Source organism: Nocardiopsis gilva YIM 90087, from assembly GCF_002263495.1.
Taxonomy (GTDB): Bacteria; Actinomycetota; Actinomycetes; order Streptosporangiales; family Streptosporangiaceae; genus Nocardiopsis_C; species Nocardiopsis_C gilva.
The window spans coordinates 3340603-3359275 of sequence record NZ_CP022753.1; the positions used below are offsets into that span (position 1 = coordinate 3340603).

Annotated in this window: 16 protein-coding genes; 6 read left to right on the forward strand and 10 right to left on the reverse strand. The window is 71.4% G+C overall.

Going from position 1 to position 18673, the window contains the following annotated elements; translation table 11 throughout:
- Window positions 1-143: 143 nt before the first annotated feature.
- Complete coding sequence (locus CDO52_RS15170) at window positions 144-2978, reverse strand: ATP-binding protein (RefSeq protein ID WP_094932475.1); 2835 nt, start codon at window positions 2976-2978, stop codon at window positions 144-146.
- A 188-nt stretch (window positions 2979-3166) separates the two neighbouring features.
- Here CDO52_RS15170 and CDO52_RS15175 point away from each other — a divergent pair, with 188 nt between their 5' ends.
- Window positions 3167-3439 carry a hypothetical protein gene (locus CDO52_RS15175; RefSeq protein ID WP_017619027.1) on the forward strand — a complete coding sequence of 91 codons (273 nt, stop codon included), beginning with the start codon at window positions 3167-3169 and terminating at the stop codon, window positions 3437-3439.
- An 11-nt stretch (window positions 3440-3450) separates the two neighbouring features.
- On the opposite strand, the gene CDO52_RS15180 is transcribed toward CDO52_RS15175, so the two are convergent.
- Window positions 3451-4209, reverse strand: a complete 759-nt coding sequence (locus tag CDO52_RS15180; RefSeq protein ID WP_094932476.1) for an ABC transporter permease — start codon at window positions 4207-4209, stop codon at window positions 3451-3453.
- Between the two features lie 120 nt (window positions 4210-4329).
- On the opposite strand from CDO52_RS15180, the gene CDO52_RS15185 reads away from it, so the two are divergent.
- Window positions 4330-4665, forward strand: coding sequence for a hypothetical protein (locus tag CDO52_RS15185; RefSeq protein ID WP_017619029.1), 336 nt, complete (start codon window positions 4330-4332; stop codon window positions 4663-4665).
- A gap of 195 nt (window positions 4666-4860) precedes the next feature.
- On the opposite strand, the gene CDO52_RS15190 is transcribed toward CDO52_RS15185, so the two are convergent.
- The 4 genes from CDO52_RS15190 to CDO52_RS15205 form a co-directional block, all read right to left on the reverse strand.
- The gene (locus CDO52_RS15190) at window positions 4861-6300 is read right to left on the reverse strand and encodes an FAD-dependent oxidoreductase (protein WP_017619030.1); all 1440 of its coding nucleotides are present in this window, start codon (window positions 6298-6300) and stop codon (window positions 4861-4863) included.
- Window positions 6297-8384: a molybdopterin oxidoreductase family protein gene (locus CDO52_RS15195; RefSeq protein WP_094932477.1), complete on the reverse strand. Its 2088-nt coding sequence runs from the start codon at window positions 8382-8384 to the stop codon at window positions 6297-6299. Before CDO52_RS15195 ends, CDO52_RS15190 begins: the two co-directional genes overlap by 4 nt.
- On the reverse strand, window positions 8381-9820 hold the full coding sequence (locus CDO52_RS15200; RefSeq protein ID WP_017619032.1) for an MFS transporter: 1440 nt from the start codon (window positions 9818-9820) through the stop codon (window positions 8381-8383). Before CDO52_RS15200 ends, CDO52_RS15195 begins: the two co-directional genes overlap by 4 nt.
- Window positions 9821-10048: 228 nt before the next feature.
- Window positions 10049-10846 carry an SDR family oxidoreductase gene (locus CDO52_RS15205; RefSeq protein WP_017619033.1) on the reverse strand — a complete coding sequence of 266 codons (798 nt, stop codon included), beginning with the start codon at window positions 10844-10846 and terminating at the stop codon, window positions 10049-10051.
- 197 nt (window positions 10847-11043) lie between these two features.
- Here CDO52_RS15205 and CDO52_RS15210 point away from each other — a divergent pair, with 197 nt between their 5' ends.
- Both CDO52_RS15210 and CDO52_RS15215 read left to right on the forward strand, forming a co-directional pair.
- On the forward strand, window positions 11044-12468 hold the full coding sequence (locus CDO52_RS15210; RefSeq protein WP_017619034.1) for a hypothetical protein: 1425 nt from the start codon (window positions 11044-11046) through the stop codon (window positions 12466-12468).
- A 116-nt stretch (window positions 12469-12584) separates the two neighbouring features.
- Entirely contained in the window at window positions 12585-12839 is a 255-nt protein-coding gene (locus CDO52_RS15215; protein ID WP_017619035.1) for a hypothetical protein, read from the forward strand.
- Window positions 12840-12875: 36 nt separating this feature from the next.
- Here the strand turns inward: CDO52_RS15215 and CDO52_RS15220 are convergent, their stop codons facing one another.
- The 4 genes from CDO52_RS15220 to CDO52_RS15235 form a co-directional block, all read right to left on the reverse strand.
- On the reverse strand, window positions 12876-13685 hold the full coding sequence (locus tag CDO52_RS15220; RefSeq protein WP_026125863.1) for a methyltransferase domain-containing protein: 810 nt from the start codon (window positions 13683-13685) through the stop codon (window positions 12876-12878).
- Between the two features lie 134 nt (window positions 13686-13819).
- The gene (locus CDO52_RS15225) at window positions 13820-14707 is read right to left on the reverse strand and encodes a metal ABC transporter permease (protein WP_017619037.1); all 888 of its coding nucleotides are present in this window, start codon (window positions 14705-14707) and stop codon (window positions 13820-13822) included.
- Between the two features lie 22 nt (window positions 14708-14729).
- On the reverse strand, window positions 14730-15506 hold the full coding sequence (locus tag CDO52_RS15230; protein WP_017619038.1) for a metal ABC transporter ATP-binding protein: 777 nt from the start codon (window positions 15504-15506) through the stop codon (window positions 14730-14732).
- Window positions 15503-16450: a metal ABC transporter substrate-binding protein gene (locus CDO52_RS15235; protein ID WP_394296723.1), complete on the reverse strand. Its 948-nt coding sequence runs from the start codon at window positions 16448-16450 to the stop codon at window positions 15503-15505. The genes CDO52_RS15230 and CDO52_RS15235 overlap by 4 nt, the downstream gene beginning before the upstream one ends.
- Before the next feature lie 569 nt (window positions 16451-17019).
- Here CDO52_RS15235 and CDO52_RS15240 point away from each other — a divergent pair.
- The gene (locus CDO52_RS15240) at window positions 17020-17661 is read left to right on the forward strand and encodes a DUF4360 domain-containing protein (RefSeq protein ID WP_017619040.1); all 642 of its coding nucleotides are present in this window, start codon (window positions 17020-17022) and stop codon (window positions 17659-17661) included.
- A 209-nt stretch (window positions 17662-17870) separates the two neighbouring features.
- Window positions 17871-18641: a (2Fe-2S)-binding protein gene (locus CDO52_RS15245; protein ID WP_017619041.1), complete on the forward strand. Its 771-nt coding sequence runs from the start codon at window positions 17871-17873 to the stop codon at window positions 18639-18641.
- Window positions 18642-18673 lie beyond the last annotated feature (32 nt).

An 18673-nucleotide genomic window follows, 5' to 3' on the forward strand; every position in this document is an offset into this window, starting at 1 on the left:
ATCTCCCTCGCCGGGCAGGTCACTCCCGGGCCCGCCCGTGCGGGACACGGAACTCATCCGGAAAGCGGCGCGGACTCCTGCGCGGGGCGGCCCGAGGCCGCCCGCCGCGGGAACACCCCGGCGGGGCCGCGCGTCAGCGCGCTTCAGTTGCCGCGCGCCAGTTCCTTGCGGGAGCGCAGGCCCAGCTTGCTCAGGGCGTTGGCGACGTGCGTCTCCACCGTGCGCGGCGAGAGGTACAGCATCGCCGCGATCTCGCGGTTGGTGCGCCCGCCCGCGGCCAGGCGCACGATCTCCTGCTCGCGGGGCGACAGCGCGCTGCCATAGCCGCGCTGCCCGACATGGGGGGTGCTGACGCCCTGCTCGCGCAGGAGGCGGCGGCAGCGCGCCGCGTCCCAGGCCGCCCCCACCGCCGTGTAGGCCCGAAGCGCCTCGACCAGCACCGTGGTCTGTCCGTCGGCTAGCCGGCAGCGTCCGCGCGCCTCCATCGCCTGCGCGGCGTCATAGGGGCGCGGCAGCGCCCGGTAGGCCGCCTCGGCGCGCGCGTAGTGCTCTACGGCCCGTGCCGACTCGCCCCGGTGGTCGGCCAGCAGCCCCCGCCACCGGTGCAGGGTCGCCGCCGCGGCCGGGGCGGCGGTGCCCTCCAGCCCGGCGGCGAAGCGTTGCAGCAGGTCGGCGGCGAGCGTGTCGCGGCCCAGGGCGAGCAGCGCCTCCAGGCCGGGCGTCAGGTCGCTGGCCCACACCCAGATCCCCTTGGACTGGATGAGGCACAGCACCGGGTCGATCCGGTTCCAGGCCTCCTCGGCGTCCTTGCGGGCGAGCAGGATCCGGCCCAGCGTCCCGGCCGCCGCCGCGCGGATCGGCACCAGGTTGGCCGTGGTCGCCCCGCTGCCGACCCCGCGCAGCAGCTCCTCGGCTTCGGCCGGATCCCCCTGGGCCAGTGCCAGGTTGGCCCGCACCAGGTCGATCTCGGCCGCCACGAGGGGGAGGTCGGCCAGGTGCGGCGAGTGCGCGGCGCCCCCCGCCCGCTCGGCCAGCCCGTCCCACCGGCCGCGCACCCAGTCCAGCAGCAGACCGGTCGACTCGGCGCCCACCAGCGCCAGGGTGAAGGGCACCTCGGTGGTGGTGGCCAGCTCGGTGGTCAGGCGCAGGTAGTGCTCGGCGCGGGGGTAGTCGCCCAGCATCACCGCGGCGTCCGCCAGGTTGAGGGCGCCGCGGGTGAACTCGCGCCGCTGCGCCCGGTCCAGCGGGTCGGCGGGGTCGGGCAGGGCGACCTCCCAAGCCCCGGAGTCGCCCAGCTGCGCCAGGAGCGTGGCGCGGTTGACCGCCACGGCGGTGGTGACCACCGGGTCGCCGCTGTGCCCGGCGGCGGTGGTGGCGCGCTGCATCCACTGGCGGTGGGCGTCGACGGGTTCGGGGGTGGAGCGGGGCACGGCCAGGGCCGACATGGCGCGGGCGGCCAGGGCGGGGCGGCGGGAGAGTTCGGCGCAGGCGCGGGCCAGTTCGTGGCGGCCCTGGGTGCCCTGCCCGGCCTGGTTGAACAGCAGCAGGCCCAGTTCCAGGCGCAGTTCGCCGCGGGTTTCCGGGGGCAGGGCCGCATCGTCGATGATCTGGCGCAGCAGCGTGATGGTCTCGTCGGTGACCAGCCCGGTCAGGGCGGCGCGGCCCAGTTTGACGGCCAGGCGGCTGCGGGTTTCGGAGGCCAGGCGGGGCCGGGTGAGGGCGTCGCGCAGCAGTTCGGCCGCGGCGCCGTCGTCCCCGGTCGCGATGGCGCGGTCGGCCGCCTGTTCGGCGTAGGCCGTCCAGGCGTCGTGGAGTCCGGCCTCACGGCTGTGCGCGGCCATCGCGGCATAGGGCGGGCCGGGTTCGGAGCGCAGCACGGCGGCGGCGCGCCGGTGCAGGCGCCGCCGCTTGGGCAGGGGCAGTGCGCTGTAGGCGGCCCGGCGTGTCAGGGGGTGGGGGAAGCCGATGCTGCCGTCGGGGCCGCTGCGCAGGATCCGGCGGGTGAGGGCCTCGTCCAGACCGCGGGCGGCGTGGGCGGGGGTGAGCTTGGCGACGGCGGTGAGCACGCCTTCGGTGGCCGGGTCACCCAGGACGGCGGCGGCCTGCACGATGGCGCGGGCGTGGCGGCCCAGCCGGGCCAGGCGTTCGAGGAGCGCGTCGCGCAGCGTCGGCGGGACCCTGGCGTCCTGCAGGCAGGAGGGGGTGGTGGGGTCGATGCGGGTGGCGCGCAGGTGGTGCAGGAGTTCGACGGTGGCAAACGGGTTGCCGCGGGTGTGGGCGTGCAGGCGGGCGGCGAAGCCCTCGCCAGGTGGGGGGCGGTCGTGGAGCAGGGCGGTGCACAGGTGGTGCACCTCCTCGACGCTCAGTGGCGGCAGGTCGAGCTCGGCCCGGAAGGTGCCGTGCGGGAGGCGGGCGGCCAGGGCGGCCACCGGGTAGTCGGCGGGCAGTTCCTCGGGGCGGTAGGTGAGGACCAGGGTGAGCTGGTCGGGCAGGCGCGGGACGAGAAAGTCCAGCAGCGCGCGGGTGTCGGCGTCGACCCAGTGGACGTCCTCGATGACCAGCACGGCCGGCCCCAGGGCGGTGAGGATCTCCCGGAAGGCGCGGAAGAGCCGGTGGCGCTCACTGTTGGGGTCGGGCAGCACGGGCGGCGGGTCGGGAAGCAGGTGGGCGCACTCGGGCAGCAGCGGGTGCAGGGTGCCGCAGACGGGGTTGAGACCGGTGGGGATGGGCGCGCCGCGCAGGGCCTCGATCACGGGCCCGTAGGGAAAGGGGGCGGGGGCCGGGTGGCAGTAGCCCAGCAGCGGGCCGGAGCCGGAGGGGTGCGCGTCGGCGTCCTGGTCGCCGCGTAGCTCGTGCACCAGCCGGGTCTTGCCGGTTCCGGCCTCTCCGGCGATCAGGACGACGGCGCGCTGCTGTGTGGTGGCGCGGGTCAGGACCCCCAGTTCCCTGTCCCGGCCGACGAGTGGGGGACTGCACACGCCTGGAACGTATAGCGAAGCACTGGCGGATCACATCCTCCCCGCGGTTACGAATTCGTTTTATATGCAGCCATATGGGTCATGGGCCTCTCTTCCCTGTCATTTCGGCCGTCCATGCGCGGCGGCGGAAACCGGGCGCGGGGCCGGTTGTGCTGCGTGCGCCGAGGGTGCGCGCGTAGTCTGGCTACGTGGTCACCGTCGAGAAAGGCTCGCCCATGCTTCCAGCCAGCGGCAGCTCCCGCACCTCGATGAACTGTCCGCGATGCTGGAACGACTTCATCCCGGACGACGACATCGGCTACTACGCCAACTGCCCGTTCTGCAAGGGCATCGTCGAGCTGGCCGAGTCTCCCCTGTTCCAGCCGCCGCACATCGACCAGAAGAACTGCTCCAACTGCGGCGCGATGATCGAGACCTGGCGCAAAACCTGCCCCACCTGCGGCGCCGACACCAACTACTGACCGCCCCGTCCCTACCGCGCCTCCCGCTGCGGGAAGACCCCGCGCGCGAGCAGCTCCAGGCAGCCCATGATGGCGATGACCTGGACCAGCAGCAGTCCGGTCAGGACGAACAGCTGCACGGCCCCCGCGTCCACCGGTGACGCCCCGCCCATGAGCATCCCCACGAACGCACCGGGCAGCGTCACCAGCCCCACCGTGCGCGTCTGGTCCAGCGCCGGAATCAGCGCCGAGACCGCCGCCGGCCGACAGATCTCCAAGGCCGCGTCGCGCGGAGTCATCCCCAGCGAGAGCGCCGCCTCGACCTCCCCCTTGCGCGCGGCCAGCTCATCCATGGCGCGGCGCCCCGCCAGCGACGTGGCGGTCAACCCGCCGCCGATGAGGATCCCGCTGATCGGAATGAGCACCATCCCCTCGGCCCGCACCAGCCCGGCCAGCAGCAACACCCCCACGAACGGGACCACCGCGACGCCGATCGGCACCACCGCCAGAAAGGCGCGCCGCCGCGTGGTGAACCGCCGCCCGGCGGTGAACCCGGCGACACCCAGCATGACCGCCACATACACCAGCGTCAGCGGGCCCGAGGTCACCACCGCCGCGATGATCAGGGACACCGTCCCCAGCTGGACGACGGCCCGCAGCCCGGCCCGCAGCACAGCGGCACCGTGCCCCATCCGGGCCAGCGCCCCCAGAGCGGCGGCGATCAGGGTGGTCAGGACGATGGCCACGAAGAGTGGCGGCCCAATCGGCAGCAGCGTGGAGGAGGCGCTCATGGGGCGATCATTCCCCACGCTTTCGCGCGCACCGACCTGGTGTTCCCGGATAGGTTGAGGACCGTCACCCGGCACGCCGGGGCGGTGGTGCGACCGCTCCCCCAATTTCGAGGAGCCGACGTGAGTTCCGATCGCCGCAGCCGCCTTCACTGCCGGGAGGGCGCGATCATTGCGCAGCCGGCTCCCACGCCGGAGGCGCTGCGGGCGGCGGTGGAGACGCTTGACCCTGACCGCCTCGGTGAGTTTCTCACTGACCTTGTCGAGGCCAAGGCACGGGGCGGTATTCGGCCCATGATGGTCTTCTATCACCGGTGGTCGGCATTTGCCGCGCTGCACAGGTTTCCTGACCGCCTGGAGACGCTGCACGGCCTCCAAGCCAAGGCCGCGACCGACCGAACCGCCTATGCGGAGATCTCTCAGCTGCTGGCCGAGATCGATGCGGAGGTCCGCGGGTGAGCGGCGGGACGGCGGGCCCGTTTGCTCGATGGGCCGACCGGTCGGCCCATCGAGCAAACGGGAGGAGCGCGGTGACGCGATCTCTGTGACCGCAAAGGGCTCTCCCAACGTCCGCGGCGGGGAGCCCCACGTGCGAGATCGCCGTGATCAATTCCCCCTCTGCTGCTCCTCGACGGGCCCAGTGGTGCGGCCCTCTCACCCCACCGCGGCCGGGGAGGCGCCGTTCCACCCCGATAGCAGGGCGTTGACATCGCGTACGCACCCGCCGCAGCCGGTGGTGGCGCGGGTGGCCTCCGCGATGGCCTCACGGGTGCGTGCGCCGTCCAGCCAGGCGGATTCGAGACCGCCGCGGGTGACCGCGTTGCACCGGCACACCACCGGGTCGGCCTCCTCGGCCTGCTCGCCCGCCCCGGCATCGGGTTGCGGGCGGCCCTGGATGAGGGCCAGGCGGTCGGCGGGCACCGGCGTTCCCGTGTCGAACAGCTGGGCGATGGTGGAGGCGGCCTCAGGGAAGCCGAGCAGCACCGCGCCGGCGACCCGGCCCTCGCGCACCGACAGCTTGGCGTAGCGGCGCCCGTAGGGGTCGCAGACGGTCACGGTCTCGGCGGTGTCATCGGCGTCGGCCTCGCCCATCGCGGTCAGCTCGATGCCCTCGGCCTTGAGCCGGGTCACCGGGCGCGCACCGGTGTAGCGGGCGTCCAACGCGGCCCCGGTCAGCAGGTCGGCCAGCACACTGGCCTGCTCCCAGCCGGGCTGCACCAGGCCCGCACCGCCGCCACGGTGCTGGGCGCAGTCGCCGATGGCGTGCACCCGCGGATCGGTGGTGGTCAGCGTGTCATCCACGATGATTCCGTGCTCGACCTCGATCCCGGCGTCCTTGGCCAGCTCGGTGTTGCCGCGCACCCCGGCGGTGACCACGAGCGCGTCGCCGGCCAGCACCCGGCCGTCGTCCAGCTCCAGACCGGTGCCCGGGATCCAGCGCGCCGCCACCCGCCAGGAGTGCACGGTGATGCCCAGCGACGTGTAGCACTCGGCCAGGATCTCGGCGCAGGGCTGGTCGATCTGGCGGCGCATGATCCACGGCGAGGACTCCACGACCGACACGCGCACGCCGCGCTCGGCCAGCGCGCGGGCCGCCTCCAACCCGAGCACGCCCCCGCCCAGCACGACGACCGGCGCACCGGGGCGGGCCAGCGCCTGCACGCGGTGGCAGTCGCCCATGTCGCGCAGCGCGGTCACGCCGGGCTCGGGTGTGCCGTCGGTGGCGGCCACACCGCTGACCGGCGGGAAGGAGGCGCGCGCTCCGGTGGCGAACACCAGCTCGTCGTAGTCGACCTCGCTGCCGTCATCCAGCCCGACACGGCGGTTGACGGTGTCCAGGGACGTGGCGGCGGTGCCGCTGCGCAGCGTGATGGCATCGGACTCGGGGAACGGCAGCGCGATGTCGCCGGGGGCATAGGTTCCCGAGACGACACCGGGCAGCAGCACCCGGTTGTAGGCCGGGTGGTCCTCGGCGCCCACAACGGTCACCCGGAGGCGCTGGCCTGCCGGGTCGCGTCGGGCGACCTCGTCGGCGAACCGGGCGCCGACCATGCCGTTGCCGATCACCACGACGTGGCGCGCGGGCTGAGTCACAGGTTCTCCCCTTCGGTGTGGTGCGCGGCCGGTTCCAGCCGGACCGCGCTGACCTTGAATTCCGGCATCCGGCTGGTGGGGTCCAGCGCCGGGTTGGTCAGGTTGTTGGCCGCCTGCTCTCCGGCGAAGTGGAACGGCAGGAACACGGTGTCCAGGCGCGCATCGGCGCGCAGCCGGACCCGGGCGACGGTGGTTCCGCGCGCGGAGGTGAGGCGCGCCCAGGCGCCGTTGGACAGCCCGCAGCGGGTGGCGGTGTCGGGGTGCACCTCGACGTAGGCCTCGGGTTCGGCCTGGGCGAGCTCGACGACGCGGCGGGTCTGGGCGCCGGACTGGTAGTGGCCCATGAGCCGTCCGGTGGTGGCGATGAGCGGGTAGTCGGCGGTGGTGGCCTCGGCCGACGGCCGGTGGGCCACCGGGGTGAAGCGGGCGCGCCCGTCAGGATGGGCGAAGGCGTCCAGGAACAGCCGCGGGGTGGCCTCGGCCTGGGCCCGCACCGGCCAGTGCAGGGCCTCCCCCTCCTCGAGGCGCTCCGGTGTGACGCCCGAGTAGTCGGCCGCGCCTCCAGCCGAGGCGGCCCCCAGTTCGGCCAGTGCGGCATCGGGGTCGGTGGGGAACCGGTCGGCGGGCTGGCCCAGGCGCGTGGCCAGGCCGTTGAGCACCTCCAGGTCGGTGCGCACCCCTGCGGGCGGGGCCGCGGCGGCCCGGCGGCGCAGGACGCGCCCCTCGAGGTTGGTCATGGTGCCGCTCTCCTCGGCCCACTGGGCGACCGGGAGCACCACATCGGCCATCGCGGCGGTCTCGGAGAGCACGAAGTCGGCGGCTACCAGCAGGTCCAGGGCGGCGATGCGGTCGCGCACGCGCTGGGCCTCAGGCGCGGAGACCACGGGGTTGGAGCCGAACAGCAGCATCGCGCGCGGACCGGTCTCGGTGCCCAGCGCGTCCAGCAGCTCGAACGCGCTGCGCCCGGGGCCGGGCAGGGTGTCGGGTTCCACCCCCCACACTCCGGCGACGTGGTCGCGCGCCGCGGGGTCGTCGATCTTGCGGTAGCCGGGCAGCTGGTCGGCCTTCTGCCCGTGCTCGCGCCCGCCCTGGCCGTTGCCCTGGCCGGTGATGCACCCGTAGCCTGAGCCGCGGCGGCCCGGCAGGCCCAGGGCGAGCGCGAGGTTGATCCACGCCGAGACCGTGTCGGTGCCCTTGGCGTGCTGCTCGGTACCGCGCCCGGTGAGGACGTAGGCGCTGGAGGCCTCGGCGAGCAGCCGCGCGGCGTCGCGGATCTGGTGGGCCGGGACGCCGGTGACGTGCTCGGTCTGCTCGGGCCACCAGGCGGCGGCCTGGGCCCAGGCCGCGTCGAACCCGGTGGTGCGCGCGGCGATGTAGTCGGCATCCAGCAGGTGCTGGATGCGGGCCGCGTGCAGTAGCCCCAGCGCCAGCGCCAGGTCGGTGCCCGGCCGGGGCGCCAGGTGCATGCCTCCCTGGGCCAGCGCCTGCTGGGCGGTGGCCGAGCGCCGCGGGTCGACGACGATCAGCGTGGGGGCGGCCAGGTGGCCCATCATCGGCGGCATCGTCTCGGCGGGGTTGGCGCCGGCCAGCAGCACCACCTCGGCCTCGCCCACGTCGGTGAGCGGGAACGGCATCCCCCGGTCCAGCCCGAAGGCGCGCATGGAGGCCGCGGCCGCCGATGACATGCAGAACCGGCCGTTGTAGTCGATCTGGGAGGTGCCCAGCGCCACGCGGGCGAACTTGCCCAGCAGGTAGCTCTTCTCGTTGGTCAGCCCGCCACTGCCGAACACCGCCACCGCGTCGGGCCCGTATTCGGCGCGCAGCCCGGACAGCCGCTCGGCCACATAGTCCAGGGCGGTGTCCCAGTCGACCTCCGTGAACTCGGCGTTGCGGTCCTTGCGCAGCAGCGGGGAGGTGATGCGGTCGGGGGTGCCCAAAACCTCCGCCGATGTCCAGCCCTTGCGGCACAGCCCGCCCCGGTTGGTCGGGAAGTCCGCCGGGCGGACGGTCAGTGCGCCGTTGGGCCCGGGCTCCAGGTGCATCGCGCACTGCAGGGCGCAGTACGGGCAGTGGGTCGTGGTCATGAGGCGACGCGCTCCGTGTCGGCGTCGGCGGCGCTGTGGGATCGGGCTGGGGCAGCGGGGATCGGGGCGGCACCGGCTGGAGTGCGCAGGTAGACGCCGTAGGTGATCGCGATGCACACCAGGTAGTAGCCGAGGAAGGCGATGAACGCGGGCATGGCCGACTGCGTGGCGGCGAAGGACTCGCGGAAGACGAGGTTGATGCCCACCCCACCGAAGGCCCCCATGGCGCCGATCAGGCCCAGCATCGAGCTGGCGATGCGCTTGGTCTGGGACAGGGCCTCCGCGCGCGGGGCGCCCGCGGCGATCATGTTCTCGGCCTTGGCCGCGTAGATGCCCGGGATCATCTTGTAGGTCGAGCCGTTGCCGAGACCGGTCAGCACGAACAGCACACCGAAGGCGGTGATGAACAGGGGCAGCGAGTCCGAGGCCACCGAGGCGATGACCACGCCGGTCCCGGCGACCATCGCGATGAAGTTCCACAGTGTGACGCGGGCGCCGCCGAAGCGGTCGGCAATGTATCCGCCGACCGGGCGGATCAGCGAGCCGAGGGCGGGACCCATGAAGGTGACCATCGCGGCTTCCAGCGGGGTGCGGTCGAACTGGCTCTGCAGCAGCAGGCCGAAAGCGAACCCGAAGCCGATGAAGGACCCGAACGTGGCGATGTAGAGGACCGACATGATCCAGAAGTGCCGGTCCTTGGTCGCGGCGATCTGCGCGGCGACATCGGTACGGGCACCGGAGAGGTTGTTCATGTGCCGCCAGGCCACCCAGATGGCCAGCAGCAGGAACGGGACGTAGAAGAGGGGGACGAACGCCCCGGCGCTGACGGTGAACAGCGCGATCACCCCGAGGCCGACGAGCTGCACGGTGGCCACGCCGATGTTGCCGCCGCCGGCGTTGAGCCCCAGGGCCCACCCCTTCTCCCGTTCGGGGAAGAAGAAGTTGATGTTGGACATAGAGGAGGAGAAGTTCCCCCCGCCCAGGCCCGCCGTGGCGGCCAGCACCACGAACAGCCAGAAGGGCGTGTCGGGGTTCTGGATCAGGTAGAACGCCAGGCCAGTGGGCACCAGCAGGGCGCTCACCGAGATCATCGTCCAGTTGCGTCCGCCGAACAGGGGCACGGCCAGGGTGTAGGGCACCCGCAGTACGGCGCCGACGAACGCGACCACCGAGACGAGCAGGAACTTCTGCTCGGGCGCGAAGGAGAACCCGGCTTCGGGGGTCATGAACAGCACGAGCACCGACCACAGGCTCCACACGGAGAACCCGATGTGCTCGGCGAAGATCGACGCCCACAGGTTGCGCCGGGCCACGCGCCGCCCGCTCTGCTCCCAGAACGTCGGGTCCTCGGGGTCCCAGTGGGCGATCCACCGCCCACCGGAGCGTTGTTCGCCGACTGCGGCCTGGGGGGATTGGGGGGAGTTGGTGCTGCTCACATCCCGGCCTTCCTGCTCGCCTGTGGTTTCGCTGTCGACGCTAGGAAGGGGCCGTTGCCGGGATATGTCACGTCGTAACACTCGCGAAACAGACACATCACTTCGCGCGCGTCAGAGCCGTGAGGTCGGCGTTTAGCGGGATGAGTAGGGAGGAAGACGGCGCGGAAATGTGGCGGGTATCACCATTGCGCGGGGTGCGCGCTGGTGCGGAATCCACCCCGGGGCGGGTCAGCCGACGCCGCCGTTGCTGGAGAGCAACTGTCCGTTCATCCAGCCGCCGTCCGGGGAGAGGAGGAAGGTGACGAGGTTCGCGCAGTCCTGCGGCCGCCCGATCCGCCCCAGCGCCGTGGAGTCCACGACGTCGTTTCTGACCTGTTCGCTCATCCAGCCGGTGTCGACCGCGCCGGGGTTGACCACGTTCGCCGTGGCTCCGAGGTGCGCCAACTCCGTGGCGGCGGCCAGCGTGATGCGGTCCATGGCCCCCTTGCTGGCGCCGTAGGGCAGATTGCCCGCCGTGTGATCGCTGGTCAGGCTGACGATCCGCCCGCTGCCAAACGCGCCGGTGAAACGCAGCCCGAACTCCCGGATCAGCAGCCAGACCGCCCGCGCGTTAACGGCGACGTGACGGTCGAAGCTGTCCACCGTGGTGTCCAGGAGTCCGGAGTCCACCGACTCGCAGTGGCCCATGACCAGTGCCGTGACCATGCCCAGCTCGTGCTCGACCGCGTCGAAGAGCCGGGCGGGTGCCTGCGGGTCACTCAGGTCGGCCTCGATACCGCACGCGCGTGCGCCGGCCTCGTCCAGCCGCCGGGAGAGTTCAGCGGGGGCCTGCTCCTCCACACCCCACGGCATCCGCGCGTCGTAGGGCCGCCAGTAGGTGAAGGCCACGTTCCAGCCGTTGCGGGCGAGGTCGAGGGCGATGGTCGTGGCGATGCCCACCGACCGGCCCGCACCGGTGACCAGGGCCAGCGGCCGGTTGTGGCCAGTTCCTTGCGGAGGGGCGGTCGGGTGGGCGCGGTGCGTCATGGTTTCCCACGATCACCAGCCCCGGCCGTCCCCGCAACCCCTATGGAGCACCGGATGCGGGAGAGTCTCCCGCCGTCCGCCCGGCCCTGGGGCCGGTACCGGGACCGTAGCGGTGCTGGACCCTCCGCGGTGCGCGGGGCCCGTAAGCCCGAGGTCGGGGTGATCTTCGGACCGATTTCTGTGCAAAGATTCCGTATGTGATCAATGAGTTCCGCGCCGCGTTCCAGGAGCTGCTCGACGCAGCCGTAGCGCAGTCGCCCAACTTCCGCTCCGCCATGCACGAGGTCTTCCGGCTGTCCTCCCAGGTGCCGCAGGAAGAACGGATCCTCGCCCTGGACGCGCTGGCGCCGGTCATGCGGCAAAGCGAGCCCGTTGCCGGTATCGCCGCCGACCTGGCCGTTCTCGCCGGAGCACTGGTGGAGGCCGGCGCGCCCGCCGGACCGGCCGGGGTCGAGGTCATGCGTCAGCTCGGCGACTACGGCAAGGCCGCCGGGGCCTTTCTGATGGCCTGGGAAGAAACCGGTGGCGGGACCCCTCCCCCGCCCATGGAGGTGACCGAAGCCGAGGAGCAGCGCGTCGCCGCCTACCTCAACGAACTCGCGCGCCTGGCGACCACCGGATGGTGGGTGTCCCACCGCTACGGGCTGGCCGCCAAGACCGTCCTCAACGACACCGAGACGCGCGCCGCCCTGCGCTCCGATCCCGGAACGCTCCAGGAGATGACCTACCTGGAGGAGCTGACGCTCATCGCGCGCCAGCTCGCCGCCGAGATCCAGGAGTACCAGGAGGTCCACGAGCTGCTGCGGATGGCCGCGGCCGACAGCGCCCTCGTGCTCGACCGCGCGTCGGGGCGCGGATTCCGGGTCCGATTCGACGGTGTCGCCGACAACTTTCAGCTGCACACCCTGCTCGCCGACGCCCTGATCGGCACCGAAGGGCGTGGCGTTCCCGGCACGCGGCCGCACCCGAGCTGGGTTGCGGCCTCCCAGGACCGAGACAACGATCCCCAGGCCGACATCGTCACCGGCGCATGGGACCTCGTCGGCGGCGACGGCAGCTGGGTCGGCAACGAGCCGACTCCCGCCGACATCCCCGTCATCGACGGCCAGCGGGTCCTGCTTCTCGAGGCACCGTCGCTTCCCCATAGCTGGCGTGCGGGGCGCCGCCACCCGCACATCGTCGGCTGGTTGCGCGTGGAGGAGGAGATCTCCCCCGACGAGGCCGCCGGTTGGTGGGCGCGGCTGCATCCCGCAGGAACGGTCCGCCACCCGCTGAGCCCCGCCCCGGCCGAACCGACACCTGCCCCGGCCAACGAGCCGCAGGCGGCCACCCCGGAGCCCGCTTCGTTCGAGGAGCCGAACTCCCCGGTCGAATACTCCGTGCCTGCGCCCGAAGGCGAACCAGCTGCGGTGGAGCCGGAAGCTCCCCTTGCGTGGGAACCCCCGGCGGACAACGCTCAGGAGGTCCCCGCCGCTGCGGAGGAGCCCTCCCCCGCACACGACAACCGCGTGGACGCGGAATCCACCGAGTCCGCCAACGACGTGCCCCCGGGCGCGGGGCTGCTGCCTCCGCTGCCGCCGGGAGTCTCCGACAGCGCAGGCTGGGCTCCCGCCTGGAAGTAGGCCGAATCGCGTGGGGGGTGCTTCGCCTGGAACGGCGAAGCAGCTCCACGGCAGGCCCGCCTGTTCCTCGCCGAAAAGCTCAGCACGGTGTCTCTCTGCCTGATAAGCCAGACAGCATGAGCGAGGACTACCGGATCGGAGAGGGACCCGCGACTCCGATCAGCGCTTCACTGCCCGAAGGCACCGTTGAGGCGCTGCGCCGACGGATCGCCGCGAACGAGCTCTCCTCGTTCATCGCTGCGGCGGTGGAGCGCGAGTTACGCGGCCAGGTCATGGACGAGTACCTGGCCGACTATGAGCGGCGCAAGGGACCGATACCCGAGTACCAATGGGAACAGGCACGAGAGTTCTTTGACCGGATGACCTGGTGACAGGGGCACGAGCCGATCCTTCACTGCGGGTGGGCCTCAGACACGGCAGCGGATCTCGCCGTGCACGATGGTGAACCATCCGTCGTCGGCCTGCCCCCAGACGCGCCAGCCGTCGGCGATGCGCTGCAGGTCGTCGGCGGTGGCCAGCCCCTCGTCCAGTGCCTGTGCCGCCAGGCCGGAGGACGTGATGCGCTGGCTCCAGACCTCGCTCCACCAGGCGCGTTCGTCGGCAGTGGCGTAACACCACGTCGATGTCGTGCAGGTGATGTCGGTGAGTCCGGCGCAACGGGCCCAGGACAGCAGGCGGCGTCCGGCATTGGGTTCACCGCCGTCGCGTCGGGCGATGCGCTGGTACAGCGACATCCACTCGGTCAGTTCCGGGACTTCGGGGTACCAGCCCATCATCGCGTGGTCGGCGTCGCGCGCGCCGACGATCCCCCCAGGGCGGCAGACGCGCCGCATCTCGCTCAGCGCGCGGACCGGGTCGGCGGCGTACTGCAGGACCTGGTGCGCGTGGACGACGTCGAAAGTGTCGTCGGGGCCGTCGAGTGCGTGCGCGTCGGCGACCGCGAACTCGACGCCCTGCACCCCCTGCTCGGCCGCGGCCTGCCGGGCCTTGGCCACCGCGTCGGCGGAGGCGTCGACCGCGACCACACGACCCGGGGCGACGCGCTCGGCGATGTCGGCCGTGATGCTGCCCGGGCCGCAGCCGACATCCAGCACCGTGGCTCCGGCACGGAGGTCGTCGGCGAGGTAGGCCGCCGAGTTCTCGACCGTGCGCCATCGGTAGGAGCGCACCACTGATTCGTGCTGTCCGTGCGGGTAGACCGCTGGCGGCTGGGCCATGTCCGATCACCGTTCCGATGGGTGGATGAGCCTGTGCTCCGGTAGAGGGAACCTAGCCCAGGTGATCAGAATATGAGAAATGTGTCTTGGAATGTGGACATCGTTTTGGGGTTCGGCGGCCACCGCCCCCCTTGTCAGGCCTCGACGGTTTCTCCCTCCCGCTCCTGCTGCCGGGCGCGGCGCACCGCACGGCGCCGCAGGAGGCCGTGCTCCGGGGCGAACAGGTAGGCCAGGGCGAAGGCGCAGGCCTGCGCGACCACGATCGCGCCGCCAGTGGCGACGTCGGCCTGGAAGCTGACGTAGGTGCCCAACACCGAGGCGGTGACGGACACGCCCACCGCGATCAGCAGCATCCGCTCGAAACGGTTGGTCAGCAGGTAGGCCGTGGCACCCGGGATGATCACCATGGCGACCACCAGGATGATCCCGACCGCCTGCAGCGCGATCACCACTGTTACCGACAGCAGCCCCAGCAGCAGCATCTCCAGGCGACGCGGGCTGAGTCCGATCGCGTGGGCGTGGGTGGAGTCGAACGCGAACAGCGTCAGGTCGCGGTGCTTGACGAGCACCACACCCAGAACCACCGCCCCCATGGCGAGGATCTGCGCGATCTCGGAGTCGGAGACGCCCAGGACGTTACCGAACAGGATGTGCATCAGGTCGGTGTCGCTGGGGATCTTGGAGATCATCACCACCCCGATGCCGAACATCGCGGTGAACACGATGCCGATGGCGGCGTCCTCCTTGACCCGGGAGGTGCGGTTGACCGTGCCGATCAGCGCCACCGACCCCGCACCGAACACCAGCGCGCCGACCGCGAACGGCCAGCCCAGCAGGTAGGACAGCACCACGCCGGGCAGGACCGCGTGCGAGACCGCGTCGCCCAGCAGCGACCAGCCGATGAGCGTCATCCAGCACGACAGGATCGCGCACACGATCCCGGCCACGGTGCTGACCAGCAGCGCCCGCCACATGAAGTCGAACTGGAAGGGCATCAGCAGCCATTCCACGAAACCCGCCATCAGTCCGTGCCTCCCCAGGCGCTCATCTCGTGTCCTCCTCCGGCTGCGCTTCGATCCCGAACGCCTCGAACAGCCGGTCGGGGGTGAGGACCTCTTCCGGTCCGCCCTGCGCGATCACGCGCCGCTGCAGCAGCACCGCCTCGTCGCAGAACTCCGGCACGCTCGCCAGGTCGTGCGTGGAGACCAGCAGGGTGTGCCCGTCGTCGCGCATCGCGCGCAGCACCTCGACGATGGTGGCTTCCGAGCGCTTGTCCACCCCGGCGAACGGCTCATCGAGCAGGAACACGCTCGCGCCTTGGGCGATGCCGCGCGCTACGAACGCCCGCTTGCGCTGGCCGCCCGACAGCGCGCCGATCTGCCGGTGCGCGAGGCCGGTGAGGTCGGTGCGCTCCAGAGCCTCGGCCACCGCCTCGCGGTCGGCCCGGCGTGGGCGCCGCGTGATACCCATGTGCCCGTAGCGGCCCATCATCACCACGTCGACGACCCGCACGGGAAACGCCCAGTCCACCTGCTCCGACTGCGGGACGTACCCGACGAGCCCGGCCTTGCGCGCCGCGGCCGGGTCGTGCCCGTGGAGACGGACGCGGCCGCGTTCGGCGGCGACCAGCCCCAGAATGGTCTTGAACAGGGTGGACTTGCCCGAGCCGTTGGTGCCCAGAAGTCCGCAGACGCGGCCGGGCGTCAGGGCGAGGTCCACGCCGTCGAGCGCGAGCACGTCGCCGTAGCGCACCGTGACCCCGCTGACCCGCACGGCGGGTGCGGCCATCGTCGTGGTGGAGGGTGTCGTCGCAAGCGTCATGACGTGCTCTCCTGTCCGGTCAGCCCGGCCACGATCGCCTCGGCGTCGTAGCGCAGCAGGTCGACGTAGGTGGGAACCGGCCCATCGGCCTTGGACAGGGAGTCGACGTAGAGCTTGTCGCCCATACGTGCCCCGCCCTCATCGGCGACCTGGCGCTGCGCGCCGTCGTTCACGGTGGTTTCGCAGAACACCGTGGGGACCTTGTTCTCGCGGACGAACTTCGAGGCGGAGGCGATCTGCTGGGGGGTGCCTTCGCTGTCGGCGTTGACCGGCCACAGGTACTTCTCCTTCAGCCCGACGTCGCGCGCGAGGTAGGAGAAAGCCCCTTCGCAGGTCACCAAGGCGCGTTGGTGCTCTGGAAGGTCGCCGAGCTCGGTGTCGAGGAAGTCGCTGATCTCGGCGAGTTCTTTTTTGTAGGCGGTGGCGTTGGCCGCGTAGGTGTCGGCGTTGTCGGGATCGAGGTCGGCGAGCGCGTCGCGGATGTTGTCGACGTAGATGGCGGCGTTGTCCGGCGACATCCAGGCGTGCGGGTTGGCCTTGCCCTCGTAGGTGCCGGATGTGATGGGCATGGTCTCCACGCCCTCGGACAGGGTGACGGTGGGGGCGTCGATGCGCTCGGTGAACTGCTTGAACCAGGCCTCCAGACCGAGCCCGTTGGCCAGGATGAGGTCGGCGCCCTGGCCGCGCACCAGGTCGTCGGGTGTGGGCTGATAGGTGTGGATCTCGGCGCCCACGCGGGTGATCGACTCGACGTCGACCTTTTCGCCTGCGACGTTGCGGGCCATGTCGGCGATCACGGTGAAGGTGGTCAGGACCTTGAGCCGCTCGTTGTCGGAGGCCGAGGAGGGCAGGCCGGAACACGCGGCCGCGCTCAGGAGCGCCGCGACCGCGGGGAGCGTCGTCAGTGACCGGGTTAAAGGGGACCAATCTCTTATGTTCGGCACGCCTAACATTTACCATAGCGGGCGTGTTTCGAGGTAGGCGTCCCCCGGGGTGGGAGGGGGCGCGTCCAGCACCGTGCTCGGCCGTTGCACCCGTCGCGGCCGGAGTCGTGGGTCGTGCCCGCCTGCGGTAGCGGGCCACCGCGTTCCAGTCGACTCCGGCGCAGCGGGAGTGCCCCTTCGCATGTGCCGACTCGGAGTGGAGGGTGGGCGATCGCGCCGTGCCCGGCGCGGCCGTCAGGTGAGAATGGCGGCGGCGACGGAAAACGCATTCCTAACCGGATGTCATCCAACGATGGGATGACAAATGGTTATACCGTTCGATTTCTGAGAATTCCCTATGATCAAGAAATTCTACAGTGAAGATATTGACGCCGTGTTGTTGCGGAAATAACATGCCGTTACGCATTCGGCTTGAGTTGTACTACCGAAAGTGAAGAGCGAGGTGATCATCTCGCCGAATGCGCGCCCCACCGGGTGTTCCGGAAGCCGTGGCGTGAATGTGAGCATTGCGGCGTCCGGTGGATGGGCCACCAGCATTCTTCCATCACGACGATCGGAAGTGATCCCCCATGCTCAAGTCCATTTCGGTGGTCGCAGGCGCGGCCGCCCTCCTGTCCTCTCTGCTCGCGGCGCCCGCGAGCGCTGATTTCGTTATCACCCCGCCGCCGCCCGGCGAGATCACCATCGACCTGGTGACCGTCAACGGATCCGGCTGCCGCCCCGGAACCGCCGCTGTGGCCGTGGCTCCCGACAACACCGCCTTCACCGTCACCTACAGCGAATACCTCGCCCAGGCGGGCTACGGTTCCAAGCCCACCGACTCGCGGAAGAACTGCCAGCTCGCCGTCCAGGTGAAAGTCCCGCAGGGATACACCTACGCCATCGCCCGGGCCGATTACCGCGGATATGCGGACCTGAAGAAAGGCGCGACTGGTACGCAGAAGGCGAACTACTATTTCCAGGGCATGCCGGAGACGGTGCCCGTCACCCACAACCTCGACGGTCCGCATGCGGATAACTGGCAGTTCGGCGATGAGACCGGCGTGTACGTCTACGCCCCCTGCAACGCGATACGCAACTTCAATATCAACACCGAACTGCGCGTGAACGCGGGAACCTCCGACCCGAAGACCACCAGCTTCATGACGATGGACTCGACGGACGGCAGTATCACGACGACCTACCACTTCGCCTGGAAGGAGTGCGAGTAGGAGCATTGTGCCTCCCCCTTTCACGTGGGGAGGCCACCCGCCGCGATGCGCGGACGCCCACGAGGCCCGGTCGAGGGCAGGACGGTCGGCCCTGAACCGCATCGGGCCGGTGCGGCTCCGCGTCGAAGGTCGGCGAGGTCGGGTGGGGTGGCCCGGGGACACCCCACCCGACCGCCGCGCCGGGGGCGTACTCGGCGAGAATGGGGCCGATGACCGATCCCATGCTCCGTGCCGTCCTCAGCGACATCGGTACCATCAACCTGTTCTTCGCCGTCGAGCCGGAGGCCGCCGGAGGCGGCTGGGTGCCCATCGACGGCCTGTGGCGGCGTCCGGAGCTCCTGGCCGCCGAGATCGCCGACGTGCGCGGCAGGCTGGCCGGGCGCGCGGATGTGCCCGAGGACGAGGTGGAACCCCGCGTCGCCGCGTCCATCCTCTACCAGGGCCTGGCTTCCCGGCTGCTGTCGCCGGTCATCGCGGCCGCCCTGTGCCACGACCGCGTGCCCGACCCCGCCGCGCTCCACTGGAGTCCCGTGCGCACCGGACCGCTGGTCTTCGCGCTGGGCGACGGCCCCGGCCTGGAGGCGCCGACGGGTCGGGCACGCGGGCGCGGCGGGGCGGACCTGGTGTCCGACCACGTCTTCACCGGCGTGCTGGCGCCGATCGGCGAGGCCATTCGCACCCAGGTCAAGGTGGCGCCGCGGCTGCTGTGGGGCAACGCGGCATCATCCCTGGCCGGGACCGTCCAGCAGTTGGCCGAGGCCCGTCCCGGCCAGGCGGGGACGGCGATGGCACTGGCCACGGCGCTGATGAACCGCCCTCCCCTGGTCGGGCTGGGCGAGTTCGCCCGACCGGGCGGGACCGACGCGCGCTTCTTCACCCGCTCGACCTGCTGCCTCTACTACCGGATTCCGGGCTGCGGCAAGTGCGGCGACTGCGCGCTGCTGTCCGCCCGCCGCACGCGCCCGACCGGCGCTCGCTGACCCCTGACGTCCCCGCCGCGTCCCGGGCCCGC

Coding starts and splice junctions, on each gene's coding strand:
- CDO52_RS15180 (WP_094932476.1), bottom strand. CDS start 4,209: ATGAGCGCCTCCTCCACGCTGCTGCCGATTGGGCCGCCACTCTTCGTG.
- CDO52_RS15195 (WP_094932477.1), bottom strand. CDS start 8,384: ATGACCACGACCCACTGCCCGTACTGCGCCCTGCAGTGCGCGATGCAC.
- CDO52_RS15205 (WP_017619033.1), bottom strand. CDS start 10,846: ATGACGCACCGCGCCCACCCGACCGCCCCTCCGCAAGGAACTGGCCAC.
- CDO52_RS15215 (WP_017619035.1), top strand. CDS start 12,585: ATGAGCGAGGACTACCGGATCGGAGAGGGACCCGCGACTCCGATCAGC.
- CDO52_RS15220 (WP_026125863.1), bottom strand. CDS start 13,685: ATGGCCCAGCCGCCAGCGGTCTACCCGCACGGACAGCACGAATCAGTG.
- CDO52_RS15225 (WP_017619037.1), bottom strand. CDS start 14,707: ATGGCGGGTTTCGTGGAATGGCTGCTGATGCCCTTCCAGTTCGACTTC.
- CDO52_RS15230 (WP_017619038.1), bottom strand. CDS start 15,506: ATGACGCTTGCGACGACACCCTCCACCACGACGATGGCCGCACCCGCC.
- CDO52_RS15240 (WP_017619040.1), top strand. CDS start 17,020: ATGCTCAAGTCCATTTCGGTGGTCGCAGGCGCGGCCGCCCTCCTGTCC.
- CDO52_RS15245 (WP_017619041.1), top strand. CDS start 17,871: ATGACCGATCCCATGCTCCGTGCCGTCCTCAGCGACATCGGTACCATC.